The following is a 15,955-nucleotide window of genomic DNA, read 5'->3' on the forward strand; positions in this document are numbered from 1 at the left end:
CATGAAATTCGACGTTGCCGCCGTCAGGCAGTGCCTCAAGTCCTTCGACTTCAAGACCCTTTTTCGGGAACACCTGGGATGGGACAACCATCACGCGACGCTGGATGTCTCCGTCGAAGGAAACGTGTACAGACTTACAGCAGTTGCTCAGAAACGGGGATTCGTCGCGTTCTTGTGCCCCACAATCCCCGACCGAGCCACTCGCCTCAAGATCGACCAACGGGTGACCAAATCCGTCCGCGAGCACTTTGTTATCTATACGGACGAGAAGGCCGGCGAGCAGGTCTGGCACTGGGTACGTCGCGAACCAGGGAAGCCTCTCGCCAGCCGGGACCATCGATTTCACATCCAGCAAACAGGTGACCCTCTCATTCAGAGGCTCAACCAAATTGCCGTGAGCCTCGAGGAAGAGGAGCAAATCACCGTCGTGGATATAGCCGGCCGTGCCCGGGCCGCATTCGACGTGGACAAGGTCACCAAGCGGTTCTACGACCGCTTCAAGGCCGAACACGCAGCCTTCCAAAAACTCATCACAGGGATCCCCTCGGACGACGACCGCCGGTGGTACACGTCGCTCATGCTCAACCGACTGATGTTCGTGTACTTCATTCAAAAAAAGGGCTTTCTGGACGGCGACACGGACTACCTGCGCCATCGCCTCTCGATGGTACAGAAGATCCGAGGCAAGGACGAGTTCCACTCCTTCTACCGCTACTTCCTGCTGCGCCTGTTCCATGAAGGACTTGGTAAGTCCCCCGAGGAACGAAAGCTCGATCCCGAGTTTGAAAAACTGCTTGGCAGGGTGCCGTTTCTGAACGGCAGTTTCTTCGAGGTCCACGAATTGGAAGAACGCTGGCGCAACATCGACATCCCCGACCGTGCCTTTGAAAAACTCTTCGACTTCTTTGACCAGTATGCCTGGCACCTCGACGAGCGTCCCCTCCGCGCCGACAACGAGATCAACCCGGACGTGGTCGGCTACATCTTCGAAAAGTACGTCAACCAGAAGCAGATGGGGGCCTACTACACTAAGGAGGACATCACGGAGTACATTAGCAAGAACACGGTCATTCCCTTCCTGTTCGAGGCCGCGAAGGCAAAGTGCGCTATCGCCTTCCAGCCCGATTCCGCCCTCTGGCGCCTCCTGCGCGACGACCCGGACCGGTATATCTATCCGGCCGTCCGCCATGGCGTCATTCGGGACGACGGCTCCGTCGTGCCGGAATCGGACCTGCCGGATTTCGTCCAGAAAGGAATGCACGACCCCCGGGCCCGGATGTTTGACAAACGCTACAACCTGGAGCAAGCCCCGGCGGGCGACCCAATCCGGCTTGTCACCGAGACCTGGCGCGAGTACGTCTATCGGCGCAACCGCTGTCTGGAAATCCGTGAAAAACTTCAGCGTGGCGGGGTGCACGAGATCAACGACCTGATCACGCTGAATCTGGATATCTGGCAATTCGCACGGGATGCCATCATCAACTGCGAAGGGCCAGAACTTTTGCGTGCTTTTTGGAACGCAATTCAGCACGTGAGCGTGCTCGACCCCACCTGCGGTTCCGGCGCCTTCCTCTTCGCGGCCCTCCGCATTCTGGAGACCCTTTACAGCGACTGCCTCGAGCGGATGGAACGATTCGTCGAGGACCTCGAGGGAAAGAAACATCACCCGGAACAGTTCAGCGACTTCAAGAAGGTTCTTCAGCAGATCGCCAAGCACCCCAACGAACGCTACTTCATTCTCAAGTCCATCATCATCAACAACCTCTTCGGCGTGGATATCATGGAGGAGGCGGTCGAGATCTGCAAACTGCGTCTCTTCCTGAAACTCGTTGCCCAGGTCGAGACGATCGACCAAATCGAACCATTGCCGGACATCGACTTCAACATCCGCGCCGGGAACACGCTTGTCGGGTTTGCGACGCTCGACGATGTGCGAAAGGCGATGCAGGGACGATTCGACTTCGACAAGGCCGTCAAGCGTATTGAGGAGGAGGCCGAGTTGGTCGAGCGGGCGTTCAACCAGTTCCGCGCCCAGCAGACCACTCACGGTGGTTGGGTCACCGTCCAAGACAAGCAGGAGCTCCGGGAACGGCTGCGAAAACTAACCGACCAACTCGACCGCTTTCTGGCAGCCGAGTATGACATCTCAGAGAGTAAATACCGATCGCAAACGGCTTACGAGGAGGCATTCTCCAAGTGGAAGGCCAGCCACCAGCCCTTCCACTGGTTCGCCGAGTTCTATGGCATTATGCAGGCGGGTGGATTCGATGTGGTGATTGGGAATCCACCGTATGTGGAGTATAGCAAAGTCAAGAAACAATACACCGTTCTAGGATACGCAACGGAACAGTGTGGGAATCTCTATGCGTTCGTGATGGAGCGAAACGCGATTCTTGCGCACGCAAGCGGTAGAAGCGGCATGATTGTGCCACACTCCTCCATTTGCACGGACCGCATGGCCCCGGTACAATCGCTGTTAAAAGACATGCCCAATGCGACTTGGATCTCAACATATTGCATTCGGCCGGCCAAGTTGTTCGTCGGGGTCGACCAGCGACTAGCAATCTACCTTACACTGCACAAGGCCGCGTCTCCTGCATTGGCCGCTTCGCGTTATCATCGCTGGCATGAGGACTTTCGGCCCTACTTATTTTCTTTGGTGCAATACGTCGATGTCGCGCTGGCGCGCTTCCCGAACTCTATACCGAAAGTTCACAGCGGAATCGAAATTGTGCTGTGGTCAAAATTAGTTGACTTCCTTGCCCTGGGCAACGTAATCGTGCCCCGTAACGGTGCACTAGTGTATTTTCATAATGCCCCCAGATATTGGATCCGCGCCATGGACTTCCGCCCCTACTTCTGGAACGAGCGCGACGGCGAACAGATTTCAACGCAGGTCAAGACTCTCCGATTGCCGAACGGAACCGACGCCGCTGTCGTCGTGGCTGTTCTGAATAGTTCGCTTTTCTACTGGTGGTTCGTGATCCTTTCCGACTGCCGACATCTGAACATGCGCGAAATCGAGAACTTTCCACTTGGCCTGGACCGGATGTCGGAAGCGGTCAAAGCTGCGTTGGCGAAGCTGACCCGCGACCTCATGACCGACTTCAAGCGACACAAGAAGCGCAAGGAGTGCCAGTATCAGTCCACCGGCAAGGTGGTGTACGACGAGTTCTACCCAAAACACTCTAAGCCCATCATCGATAAGATCGACTGCGTCTTGGCCAAGCACTACGGCTTCACGGATGAAGAACTCGACTTCATCATCAACTATGACATCAAGTACCGCATGGGAGGCGACGCCGTGGGGGACGAAGACTGATGAACCGCTCGCGTCCGGCCAGAGACATCCGTCGCCCCATCCGCGTGGAGCGGAATGACGACGCCTATCCCGCTTCGGTCAAGGCGTTCTTCGGCGAACGCGCCCCGGAGTGCATTTTCCTTCAGGGGAACCCTGAGCTCCTCCAGAGGGATTCGCTGGGGCTGTTCTGCTCGATCAAGTGCCCGGGCAGTATCATTCTCAAAACCTACGATGTGGCGAAGGCGTTGCGGGACTCAGGTATTCCCGTCATCGGGGGGTTCCATACGCCGATGGAAAAAGAGTGTCTCGCTCTTCTCCTGCGTGGGACCCAGCCCATCGTAATCTGCCCGGCGCGCGGCTTGGAGAGAATCCGACTGGCGCGGGAAGTCAAGGAGGGCGTTCAATCCGGTCGCGTCCTGCTTGTCTCCATGTTCGGGACCGCGCATCGTCGGGCCAGGGCTGAGCTGGCGGACCAGCGGAACCGTTTCGTGGCGGCTCTGGCAGCCAGGATTTTCGTGTCCCACGCCGCGCCGGGCGGAAAAACCGAGGCTCTCTGCCGCGAGATCATCACGCTGGGCAAGCCCCTTTTCACCATCGACGCCCCGGAGAACACCAATCTTCTTGCTTTGGGCGCGAAGGCGCTGACGCTCGAGGAAGTCTTTGTGCTTGGGGAGGAGGACTCGCGACAACGTGAGCGACACGGGTGAGGTGAAGTGTGGGCAGCTCCGTCGTTCTACGCTGGGAAGAGGCCAACCGACATGACGCTCCATCCCTCCGTGCTCACGGACAGCTTGCACGACGACCTGCACAAGGATTTCAAGGCCGACTATAATCTCGCCAATCCGCTCTTCAATATGAGCGAGTGGGGCGGCCAACGGCTCACCGACCATCCCCGCCGGAAGTACAGCGAGTCCATGTGTGGACGGACGGTGACATACCAGTTAACGCCCGTTTCATGGGCCTCGGAGCATACTTGTCGGGAGTGCAAAGAGATGCCGTCGGGTCAAAAGGATTTGATCATTCTTGGGTGCTCGGCCACGAAGCGTCCTGTTTCAGGGAAGGTGCCGGCGATCTACCTTTACGACGGCCCTGCCTTCCGCGTCCTGCGTAGCTATTTGAGGAAGTACCGGTGGCCGGAGAGGCTGTCCCTGGCGATCCTATCCGCAAAGTACGGCCTGATTGGTGGCTTGTCCCCGATTGCCAATTACAATCAGAGGATGTCTGCGCAGCGTGCCGACGAACTTTCTCCCCAGGTAACGACAATATTGACGCGGTGGGCAAGTCAGCACGGTAGGATCTTTTTGCTTTTGGGGAAGGATTACGCGCGTGCCATCGACGGTGTATTGAATAATCGCCCCGGTGTTACTCTTCCAGAGGGTGGCATTGGGAGAAAGCTTGCCGCGTTAAAGCATACGCTGGAGAAACTGGGACGCGTCGAACACCCGGGGGTGCGCAAACCGGAGCGCATCGATCGGCCTTTATATTTTTTACCAGACTGGGACGACTTTATTGATTCCGAATTCGATTTCCAAACGGAGTGTTTCTCAGCAAATCGGCGTTCTGATCGACGCGAATTGCATGTAAGCCAGCTCGTTCATCCGCTAAAACTGTGCGACGGTATCCTCGTCAGCCTGGCACAGCATATGACCAGCAAGGGGCTTTTGAAGAAGTTTGCCCCTGACGATGATCAGGCACTTGCTCCGTCGCTTGTTCGAGAACACTTCAAGCTGCGTCCAGACCAATGGGCCTTCGGTGACTGTGGCGCTTTTTCCTATGTAGGCGAAGAGACGCCGCCCATCTCGGTAGAACATGCAGTGGCACTGTACGACCTTTACGGCTTTGACTTGGGCGCAAGCGTTGATCACATTCCAGTCAGTGAACTGCGAACTGCCAGCGGGAAGCGCCGGCTGACACGAACTGAGCAGCTTGCACGTATCCGCCTGACACGCCAAAACGCTGAGCAGTTCCTCCGGCTTCACCAGGAGTGGGAGGCACAATTCATCCCTGTTGGTGTGATCCAAGGAGTCACGCCAGACGACTATGCCAAGCAAGTACCCGATTACGTGGACATGGGGTACTCCTACTTGGCGATCGGTGGTCTGGTGCCACGTCCTGACGCGGAGGTGCTGGAGATAGTCAAGGCGGTTGCGCATGCTGCGAGCCGGTTGCGCAAGAGGCCTTGGATACACCTATTGGGCATTTTTCGCCCGAAGCTCCAAGCGTTGTTTCGGGAGTACGGGATCGCCAGTTTCGACAGTGCAACATATTTTCGAAAGGCCTGGTTGCGGTCTGACCAAAACTACTTAGGGGCGGACGGAAGATGGTACGCGGCAATTCGCGTTCCGCCCCTTGATGACCCACGGACCCGCAGGCGGCTTCAAACCTGCGGACAGAGCGAGGATCGGTTACGGAAACTAGAAAAAGCAGCGTTACGATCGTTGGACGCTTACGAGCGCCGAGAGATGAGCGTTGAGCGCGTGCTTCAGGCCGTGCTTGCCTACGATCGATTGCTTCTCCGAACGCATTCTGACACCACCGAGTTGGCTGAAAAATACCGGGAGACTTTAACCTCGCGGATTTGGGAACGTTGTTCCTGCCGAATCTGCAAGGAGTTGGGGATAAACGTCGTGGTGTTCCGCGGTGTGAATCGTAATAAGCGGCGCGGGGCCCACAACACCTTGATGCTTTACCAAATGGTTTGCTGTGGCAAATAGGTGGCAACGATGTGCCAATACAGTTATCGACAGTTCGTCCAACTGGTTCGGGCAGCAATACCGCACCGCTTCGGCAATCAGTGGCTCAACCAACAGCAGGAACAGGCCGTAAGCACGCCGCTAACGCCCCCAACCTTCATTGTTGCGGGTCCTGGCACAGGCAAGACTACCGTCCTCGTACTTCGACTACTGAAGCATATATTCGTTGACGGTGTGCGGCCAGAGCAGATCATCGCGACGACATTTACCCGCAAGGCTGCTGGCGAACTGCGGTCTCGAATTTTATCTTGGGGCTATGCCGTCCTCGACTACGCTATCCAGCATGCCCCGAATCAGAGTTGCCAGCGGTGGCTTAGCGGGCTTGACATGACCCAGGTCTATACGGGCACGCTGGACTCGTTGGCCGAAGAGTTTCTCATCAGGGAGAGACAGCCAGGGCAAATCGTACCTGCTACCGCGGGGGAATACCTGGCAACCAGCCTTATGCTTCGGCAAGGCCTTTTTCCCCAGAACCGGCATCGGGACCAAGACTTGGAACAACTTTTGAAGAACTTAGGCTTGCTGCCCGCGTACGCTCCAAGTATTGGCTCGAAGGTTTCAGCGCTTATGAGCTTCGCAGATCGCGTACGACACGATGATGTGGATTTGCAGACATATCGGCAACGAACTGCAGGACACAGAGTGCTTTGCGACGCGATAAGTGATTACCTAGCCTACTTGCAAAGCAACCATCTGGCGGATTTCGCACGCCTAGAGGAGTTGCTCCTCCAACGCTTGCAGGCTGGCAATCTGGGGCAGATGTTAGGTAACATACGAGTCTTACTCGTTGACGAGTTTCAGGACACGAATTACCTGCAGGAGCAAATCTATTATGAAATTTGTCGCCAGACTGGAGCGAGTCTCACCGTTGTTGGAGATGATGACCAGTCCGTCTACCGTTTCCGTGGAGCCACGGTCGAAATATTCTCTAACTTCCCGAACCGCATTGCTTCGGCGTTGGGCCCGAACTGGCAGCCCAGAATTGTGTATTTACACGAAAACTATCGTTCTACCAGACGAATTGTCGAGTTTTGTCAACGCTTCGCGGAGTGTGATCCAGTTTACCAAGCTGTCCGCGTAAGGGGAAAACCTTCATTAGTCGCTTCTGCTCCTCACGCTACGCTGCCGGGGAGCAACGTCCCCGTGCTTGGCATGTTCCGGGATGATATAGAAACGCTTGCTACGGATCTGGCGCAGTTTCTCTGGGACACTTTCCGCGGAGGTGGCCGGGTCATCGGCTATCATGGAGGCTCTTACCACATTCAGCCTGCCCAGGGCGGCGACTTCGGTGACGCCGTTTTACTCGCGCACTCTGTACGGGAACAGCGGCCACCATCACAGCCACAGCAGCCACCTCAAAAGCGATTGCCGCTGCTCTTGCGGCAGGAGTTAGAAAACCGCAAAGTGCCCGTTTTCAACCCGCGAGGACGGAGGCTCGATGAAATCCCGGACATTCGTAGGCTCCTTGGCCTTGCCTTGCTTTGTATTGATCCTGGATTAAGGATTATGAACGGAATTCAGACGATGACCCAAAACGCTCGGAATGCCATAAACCAGTGGGTCCAGGACGCGCAGAGCTTCATGCGAGGAAATCCACCACCCGGCGGTCTTGAGACATTTATCCGAGACTGGCAGAACCGGCAGCCAAGCGCCGCGTCAAGAATGACCAAATGGCCCAGCGAATGGCCACTTTTGGAGTTGCTGTTTACCCTGACCACATGGTTTCCATTTCTTCAGACGGATCCGGAAGGGCAGGTTTACCTAGAGGCAGTAGCGCGCACGGTAGCGGAAGCTTCCCAGTTCGCGGGCTATGGCTCCCATATCGTTTTCAAGCCTCCGCATGAGCAACGGTCAGTACAAGAGGCGATTCGCACCGTGTTTGAACCGATTGCGCAAGGTGCCATTGACGTTAACGAGGAGATCATGCCCCATGTCCCGAGAAACTACTTTCAGATCATGACCATTCATCAAGCCAAAGGGTTGGAATTCCCTCTGGTGATCGTGGACGTCGGCAGCGATTTTCGGATGAATCATCATGCCCAACGGCGTCTACGGGCGCCTGACGGGCCCGACTCGGTACACGAGGTGGAAGATGACGTTGCCCCGTGTTCGCCGGTGGGCAGTCTCCGCACGGCTCGCTCAGGCATAGACCGAGCATGGGACGACCTGAGGCGTCTCTACTTCGTGGCTTTTAGCCGAGCGCAGAATGTTCTCCTGCTTGTGGGGTTGACCAGTGTAATCCGAGAGCCAAATCCCGTGCCCGCGATTGGGTGTGGGGCACTCAGCGGTGGGGGAAGCTATATGCAATTCGTACCTGCGTCAAGATGGGATCCGTCGATGGGACCGGACGTCGTGGCACTTATTTGAAAGGAGTTACATCATGGCTCTTGGGCGAAGGGAACTGCCTTTCGAGGTACCACGCTACAGCTTAACAGGCGACATTCTGTCTTTTCAGCGCTGTCCGTTGCAGTATCGTTACTACAACGGAACTTCGCTGCCACCTTCCAGACCGGTCCAACTCTGGACCGGTGAGTTCATACACGGGGTCTTGGAGGAGGCGTACCGCCACTGGCAGCAGCATCGTCCCCCATTTCCTTGGCCATGCACTCTCACACCATGGCCGCCTCAGCCACTGCCTAGCCAAAGGGCACCAAATGACATCGGAGTGATCGGCGATGCTGTGGAAGCCAGGCTGGCCGCCGATGGAAAGCGACCTCGCAATACCAAAGCCCGTGACATTGCGTACCAACGTGCCACAGAAGCCATTAACCTCCTGGGTCCCGATCTATTTCCCCTCATTACCGATGCCGAGCGACGCATCTCAGGGACACGTCCTATGCCCCAGTTGCCTCAGCAGCACCCCGCCCGGGGTGATCGGTACGAGTTGACAGGAGTGGTTGACGTCATATCACATGTCAGCATGACCGCAAACCCCCAAAATAGACTGGTCCGGACGCTGCAAACACGGTGTCCGGGCCTCAACCCGCCGTTTGAGATCATCATTGACTACAAAGCAGAGCGGCGTCCTCCGATCAACGATCCTCGGCGCCGGCACCACGAATGGCAGGTCCAGACGTACGCTTGGCTTCTCACGAGGCTGCCCCAGTCAACGCCGGTGGGTGCGGCGATGATCGTCTACGTAAACGAACTTGTTCCCTCGCAGGAAGACTTTCAGACTCTTCAGCAAGAGGTGAGAAACGGCACAACGGATGTGATTCCTTCGCGTGGGAGCGCTGACTACTACGCCATCACCCGGTGGCAACCTGGTGCCGCCATTCCCAGCCTTTCCAACGACTACCGGATCGAGCGAGCTATTTGGATCGTTGCCGTATCCCAGGCCAGTTTGACAAACGCGGTTGCGCAAATTGACACCGTAGTTGCGCAAATCGAGACATCCGCCTGTAACGAACATAATTCAGGGAACATCCTGTCAAACTGGGCGGCAACTGGCTTGGATCGAGATTGCGTCGCCTGCGACTTTAAACACTTTTGCCCAAATCCCGCACCGCGCAGTTCAAGTGGTAGCAGGCGTCTCACCGCACCGCCTGCTCCCGGCTAAGTCAGGGCAGGGCAACGGTGTGATCCTCACACACCACCCGGAATTCTCGCCTGAGAAACAGGCCGACAGGCACGTCTGCTTGTTCAAACGGCGTTACACCCGCGCTTCGCCGATAAAGCTTACCGCAGCCAGTACGACTTCATCGACGGCTTCGCCCGCCGCCTCCGCCACACGCGCCCTACGCCTATTGCAAAACGCCTTCTCCTGCCTGCTTCGGCTGGCGTGCTGGCACGCAGCGGCGCACAAAATCTGTCAAGGGCGGCATGAATTTGTGCGCCATTTTCTTGTGTGAGTCGTAACCTCTTGTCTGTAATCGACTTGCGCAGAATTTCTGCGGCGCACAAAATCGGCCCGGTAACACCAGGAATTTGTGCGCGCGAATCTTCCGGTAGACTCCAAGAGAAAGACGATGCAGGCCACTCTTTCAACACGTATGGAGAGGTATTCGCATGACTGAACGCCTTCTGACCGCCCATGAATGTGCCCAATTCCTTCGTGTCAGCCGTCGCCATTTGGATCGGCTCAAGGCCGTTGAGGGTCTGCCGTTCGTTCGCCTGGGTCGGCGGGTTCTCTTTCCTGAATTTGCTGTTCGACAGTGGCTGCAAAGCCGCACCGAATCCATCCACCCAGGGGCCCAAGCAAATTACGGCTCGACACCGGAAAACGGCAGGGACTGAAGTACTCCATGTGGAGTGCGGTGATTTATCGCCGCTTTTTGGCGAAGGCTTTAGCCTTCGCAGTGCGACGGAGGCCTTGGGTATGACTTACGCACGGAACAATGGCTCTCCATCACCGCCATTTGGTATTGGCTACCTGCCACGCGGCCGTGGCGGCTCCCGCTCCCCGTTGGGGTTTTCCATTGGTGTTTGCCCACCGCCATTCGCCGCTCGCTATTCGCCCTTGCGGCGGAGACCGAGGTTCCATGTGGAAAGCGGGGCTAAAGCCTCGCACTCCAAACTTCAACGTTCTATGGAGGAGATTTTTCATGAGCGCCGTCGATCCTGAGACCAGTGTGGATCTAAAGCGATATCTTGCCCTCGGCTATCGTGTGCATCCGATCTGCCCGGGGCAAAAAACTCCCCTTTTACCCGGCTGGCCCGACAAGGCAACCAACGACACGGCCACGCTCCGTGAATGGGCTCGTCAATACCCGGGTTGCAATTGGGCGATTGTGACGGGCGAGGGCTTTTCCGTGCTGGATATCGATCCCGCCGCCCTGAAGGCTGGCTGGCCGGGTGAGGAACGTCGACGAGAGCTGAAAGCCACTGGTTGCCCACTGGTGCAAACGCCCCGCGGGGGCTTTCACTTGTACTTTCGGGCCGGCTGGCCGAACAGCACAGGGAGAGTGGCTTCCGGCGTCGACACCAAGGGCTCACGGGGCTATGTCCTCGTGCCGCCTTCGTCGGTCCATGCTCAGCCGTACGTGTGGATCCGGCCCTTGGTGACGATCGACGAACTCCCAGCCCCGCCAGTCTGGCTGGAAGCCGAAGTCGTCGAACTGAACGCCCAAGCCCCGGGTCGGCTTCGCTCCCCAGAGTCCGCCCAAAGTAATGTTAGCGAGGACTTGGAAGCGTTGTTGGAGGGCACGCGGAATATCGGACTAACCCGACTGGCTGGCCGCCTGCGAAGGCTTGGGCTTAGTCAGGCTGAACTGGAGTCCGCCCTCCTAGCCGCGAACTCATTCCGCTGCCGGCCACCGCTGCCAGAACGCGAAGTCCTGGCCATTGCCCGCAGTGTGTCACGGTATCCACCGGCCATCGCATGCGCCACCTTTTCCCGAAGTGTCGCTATGCAACGGGCATGGCGAGCTTCCCTGAGAGTTCATTCCAAACCGAGAAAGGAAGGCAAAACATGAGTTGGTCCCACAGCAGCATGGAAATCTTGGTCGCTCCCGCCGGTCGGGGATCAACCCGGCTGGTCGAAGTTTACCACGGTCCCCACACGATTCGGGAGCGTGTCGATACCGATTCGATGAGCGCCGTCCGCAAGTTCGCAAAATACATCGCGGACTATCTCAACTTGATCAAAGACGATGCCAACTTTGACGACTTCTTTCGCTGGTTTTACAGCACCCTCACCCAGGCCGCTGAGGCCGCCGATGAAAAGGCCCTACAGGCGGCTGCACGCCATCTCGCCGCAACCGCCACGGAATTGCCCAGCAACATCATCCCGGGTCAGGGACGCCCCGTGGAGCTTCGGGAGTTGGAACCGTGGCCCGACCCGGTAGATCTCAAGGAAACTCTCCACCAGTGCGCTCGGTACATCCAAAAATATGTGTTTTGTCAGCCGGAAGAGGCCGACACGGTTGCCCTCTACCTGGCCTGGACCTACTGCTTCAAACATTTCGAGGTGGCTCCCATCCTCGTCGTCACCAGTCCCACCAAACGGTGCGGGAAGACGACCCTTCTCCGCTTGATTCTCCACGTGGCCAATCGGCCGATCCCTGCCGTGAATATTAGCCCGGCCGGCATTTATCGGGTCGTGGATGCATTTCTGCCCACGCTCCTTATCGACGAGGCCGACACCTTCCTCGGCCGTAATCCGGAGTTGACGGGCATCGTCAACTCGGGGTGGATGCGAGACAACGCCTACACCCTTCGCTGCGACCCCGAAACTGGCGAGCCACGGATGTTTTGCACCTTCTGCCCCAAGGTGATTGCCGCCATCGGAAGACTCTCCGACACCATCGAGGATCGCTCCATCGTCATCACGATGGAGCGCCGGCCAAAGAACGTCCATCTCGCTCGGGTCAGAAAGGCCGCCAAAATGGAAGGAGAAACTCTTGCCCGACAATTTCTCGCCTGGGTGCTCGAGCACCAACCAGAAATCAAAGAAGCCGCCGAACGCGAACCCCACTTGCCCGATGAATTGGACGACCGTGCTTATGAGAACTGGCGACCCTTGGTCATACTCGCGGAACTGGCCGAAGGAGATTGGCCCGAGCGGGCTCGCCAGGCGGCCTTGCAGGTGTTCGCTGGAAAGACGGAATCACCACCGCAAGATTTAGCGACCCGCCTGCTGGCCGACGTGCGGGAGGTGTTTGGCGAGGCAGACGCTTTGACATCAAGTGAACTAATTCAGCGGCTAACAAACCTGGAAGAAGCTCCCTGGTCAACCTTCTCCCATGGCCGACCTATAAGCCCCCATAAAGTGGCGTCTATCTTGGGACGATTTGGTGTCAAACCGGTTAAGCGGAAAAATGCAAATCACTACCTCCGCGACGACCTGCAAAGAGTCTTCACACTCTACCTTCCACCTCAAAGTTCCACAAGTTCCACCGTCGTCCTAAGTCATGAATTACACAACAACTTAGGTGGTGGAACTTTGCCTGGTTCACCTTCTTCTTCAAATACAAAGTTCCACCCCTTAAGTGATTTTGACAGAATACGTTACGACTACGATGGAACTTCTGGAACTTCGCCCAGTGAAAACAGGGATCTGTACGAGGAATATGAGTTATGAGCGATGCTATTCTGACGACACTATTGGCCAAAGGCCTGGAATTTCTTCTCAGGGCTGGAGAACTCAGAATCCGCGAAAAAAAGGGGTTGTATCCCAGCAGGAGATGGAATGGATAGCCACCAACCGCGGGATGATGATCGACTGTCTAAGAGCACAAAAGATGCATAAATTAAGGGCAGCGGCCCTCGCCGGCTGCTGGAGTCCCTTTGGGCAGCAGGTTTTCGCGTGGAACTCGTGCCGTCCTTCATTAACCCTAGCGGCTACACCTGACGCCCCGAGGGGAGGGAAAATAGAGCGGGGGTTGGCGAACCCCTACGAGCGCTACCACGACGCAGCAGTGGCTTTGCTGCTTCAGATTCAGATACTGCCCACAGATCCCCACCACCCCGGCGTGCAGTGGTGTGGAATACTTGCGGGCGGAGACAGGCCTCCGCTTCTCAGTCGTTGCCAATGAGCTCCCAAGGACTTTACACTGGAAGACGAAAGGAGACACACCCGTGGCAAGTCTTTCTCGCGATGGCAAAGGTTGGCGAATCCTTTTCTGGGATACTGCCGGGAAGCGAAAGACGATCCGGCTGCCTCGCGGACTGGACAAAAAAGGGGCCCAAGCCGTCAAACTCAGGGTGGAAACCATTATCGCAGCCAAATTGGCCGGCACTCCCCTCCCTCCGGATCTCGCTCTTTGGCTGCGCGAAATCAGTGACGAACTGTACGACCGCCTCGTCCGCGCTGCTCTTGTTCCGCCCAGAGAAAACCGGCTCACAGTCAAAGATTTAGTGAATTTCTGGCTCTGTGAGGCCCAAAAATCCCAGGCTAAGCCCTCCACGTTGGCAGCCATGCGAGTGGGGGCGGCCAAACTCCTGGAATTGTTCGGCGATCGACCGGCCGCCACGATTACCATGGAAGACGCCCTCCGGTATCGAGATGAGCTTCTCGCCTCGGGTCTGCGTCCAGCAACGGTGTCCCGCCGGATTCAACATGCTCGCCATGTCTTTCGCGAGGCTCAACGACGAGGGCTAATTACCAACAATCCATTCGAGGCTGTCAGACCCCCCAGCCATAACCCGGCTGATCGCCGTAGATACGTGACCCTCGAGGAGACACAACAACTGATCGAGGCAGCCCCCGATTACTTGTGGCGGCTCCTCATTGCCCTCGCTCGTTACGCCGGACTAAGAGTCCCTTCCGAAGCCCTTTCTCTCCGCTGGCAAGACGTGCTTTGGGATAGCAACCGTCTGGTCATTCGCAGTCCAAAGACGGAACGCACTGGCAAGCCCTATCGCGTCATCCCCATGTTCCCCCTTTTAAAGCCTTACCTCGAAGAAGCCTTCGAACGAGCCCAGGACGGAGACGCCTTCTTATTCCCTCAACTATGGCGGCAACGAGCTCAGGGGGCAACCGGTTGGGTGAACTGTAACTTCCGAACACAGTTCAAACGCATTATTCACAACGCAGGGCTGGAACCTTGGCCACGATTGTGGCACAACCTGCGGGCATCCTGTGAATCCGACCTAGCTCAATCCTTTCCGTTGGCAGTAGTGGCCAAGTGGTTGGGAAATACTCCCAGCATTGCCCTGCGGCACTACGTTGACCCAACCGACGCCGCTTTTCAGCAAGCCCTCTGTTGGCATCCAGGACAACCAACGGCAACACCTCACGCAGAATCTTCCTTAGAGAAGAAACCCACTCAGGCTGAACTCGCCATGCGTGGAAAATGGGCAGAAGCAGGCCGTCACATCCGTGAAGAAATCGCAGAGGTGACGCCGACTGCTCAGAACGAAACTTCGCTCCCTGCGCACCGTGCCCTTCTAAAAGCCGCAGCCACCCACCGGATGCCTGCCACTGAAAAGACAATTTCTTTGGAAACCGCGGGCCTGTGCACGACCGGCCAGGAAAGAGGAGTTAAACCACAGGAAACGACCGCGAGCGAGCAAACCCTGGACCTGAACCTTGTCTCACAAGCCGCAGGGGAGTTCGCCATGGAAAGGGCAACACCCCCGGACAGCCCAACCACTCTCAATAGAGACGAGAGAGCAAAAGCGGCGAATATGAACGCTTCCTTTTCGCAGTCTGACGCGGAGCTTGCCATGGAAAGGGCAATCCCCACAGACAACCCGGCCTTGTACGATAGACTCGCCGAGAAACGTTCCCGAGCGCAGACGCCTAGAAAAAGTGGTGGCTCCAAATCCGGCTCCACGGTGGCTCCAAGTCCGGCTCCGCAACCGACCGCAATAGAGCGCAATGAAGCGAAGACAGCGCCGCAACTGCTGGAAAATAGGCAACTTATGCCTCCACTTGCGCCGCACGACTTCTCTTGGCCCACTTCCCCATTGGGCGATGGCCGACTCGAACGGCCGACTTCCACCTTGTAAGGGTGGCGCTCTAACCAACTGAGCTAATCGCCCTAAATATTCTTCTCAATTTGTTCGCCCTCAATCGCTCGCTTGCAGGGAGCGACCGCCGCGATGAATCTTGCCTAACCCGTGTGTTTACCAATTAGCCGTGCGCCAAGCACTCACGGCGAGAACAGGTCATCGCGACAATCCATCCGTCGAGGCGCCCAGAAATCCGGAGCGGGTCTCGTGAACTACACCCTGCCCGCGTGGACGCAAGTCGTCCACCGGTCCTACCCCAGGCATTCCACCAAGGGTCTAAAATTAATTTTGGCCGTCGATTTCTCCGGGGTCAACCGAGGCCGCGACTGATCCGTCGCCACTCTTATGCAAGCGATGAGATGCCGGGGAGCCCATGGGCTGTAGGGGCAATTCATGAATTGCTCCTGCGGTTAAATGGAAATCCAAATAAGCAAGCGGACCCTGTCAATGAAGTGGAACATCCATGGCTGGGATATGAACTTGACAAACCGCTCCTTTCGGAAAG

General features: G+C 56.9%; 9 protein-coding genes and 1 tRNA gene. 9 read left to right on the forward strand and 1 reads right to left on the reverse strand.

Annotated features, from left to right (window positions below; translation table 11 throughout):
* The first annotated feature begins 1 nt into the window (after position 1).
* From THTE_RS05835 to THTE_RS18625, 9 genes are all read left to right on the forward strand, one after another.
* Positions 2 to 3,322, forward strand: a complete 3,321-nt coding sequence (locus THTE_RS05835; protein ID WP_095414554.1) for an Eco57I restriction-modification methylase domain-containing protein — start codon at positions 2 to 4, stop codon at positions 3,320 to 3,322.
* A complete protein-coding gene (locus tag THTE_RS05840) occupies positions 3,322 to 4,008 on the forward strand; it encodes a DNA-processing protein DprA (protein ID WP_095414555.1) in 687 nt (228 codons plus the stop codon). Before THTE_RS05835 ends, THTE_RS05840 begins: the two co-directional genes overlap by 1 nt.
* Positions 4,009 to 4,059: 51 nt before the next feature.
* Positions 4,060 to 6,015, forward strand: a complete 1,956-nt coding sequence (dpdA, locus tag THTE_RS05845; protein WP_095414556.1) for a tRNA-guanine transglycosylase DpdA — start codon at positions 4,060 to 4,062, stop codon at positions 6,013 to 6,015.
* Positions 6,016 to 6,024: 9 nt separating this feature from the next.
* A complete protein-coding gene (locus THTE_RS05850; protein ID WP_095414557.1) occupies positions 6,025 to 8,421 on the forward strand; it encodes a UvrD-helicase domain-containing protein in 2,397 nt (798 codons plus the stop codon).
* A 13-nt stretch (positions 8,422 to 8,434) separates the two neighbouring features.
* Positions 8,435 to 9,613, forward strand: a complete 1,179-nt coding sequence (locus tag THTE_RS05855) for a PD-(D/E)XK nuclease family protein (protein WP_095414558.1) — start codon at positions 8,435 to 8,437, stop codon at positions 9,611 to 9,613.
* Positions 9,614 to 10,062: 449 nt separating this feature from the next.
* Complete coding sequence (locus THTE_RS05860) at positions 10,063 to 10,290, forward strand: helix-turn-helix transcriptional regulator (protein ID WP_095414559.1); 228 nt, start codon at positions 10,063 to 10,065, stop codon at positions 10,288 to 10,290.
* 308 nt (positions 10,291 to 10,598) lie between these two features.
* Positions 10,599 to 11,468 carry a bifunctional DNA primase/polymerase gene (locus THTE_RS17895; RefSeq protein WP_168175792.1) on the forward strand — a complete coding sequence of 290 codons (870 nt, stop codon included), beginning with the start codon at positions 10,599 to 10,601 and terminating at the stop codon, positions 11,466 to 11,468.
* Entirely contained in the window at positions 11,465 to 13,075 is a 1,611-nt protein-coding gene (locus THTE_RS05870; protein WP_157731815.1) for a DUF3631 domain-containing protein, read from the forward strand. The genes THTE_RS17895 and THTE_RS05870 overlap by 4 nt, the downstream gene beginning before the upstream one ends.
* 899 nt (positions 13,076 to 13,974) lie before the next feature.
* Positions 13,975 to 15,447 (forward strand): tyrosine-type recombinase/integrase, encoded by a 1,473-nt coding sequence (locus THTE_RS18625; RefSeq protein WP_420823856.1) that lies wholly within the window; start codon positions 13,975 to 13,977, stop codon positions 15,445 to 15,447.
* On the opposite strand, the gene THTE_RS05885 is transcribed toward THTE_RS18625, so the two are convergent.
* Positions 15,407 to 15,480, reverse strand: a tRNA-Val gene (locus THTE_RS05885). The two genes, THTE_RS18625 and THTE_RS05885, sit on opposite strands and share 41 nt — an antisense overlap.
* Positions 15,481 to 15,955: the final 475 nt, after the last annotated feature.

This window comes from Thermogutta terrifontis (assembly GCF_002277955.1).
In the GTDB taxonomy this organism is placed as follows: Bacteria; Planctomycetota; Planctomycetia; order Pirellulales; family Thermoguttaceae; genus Thermogutta; species Thermogutta terrifontis.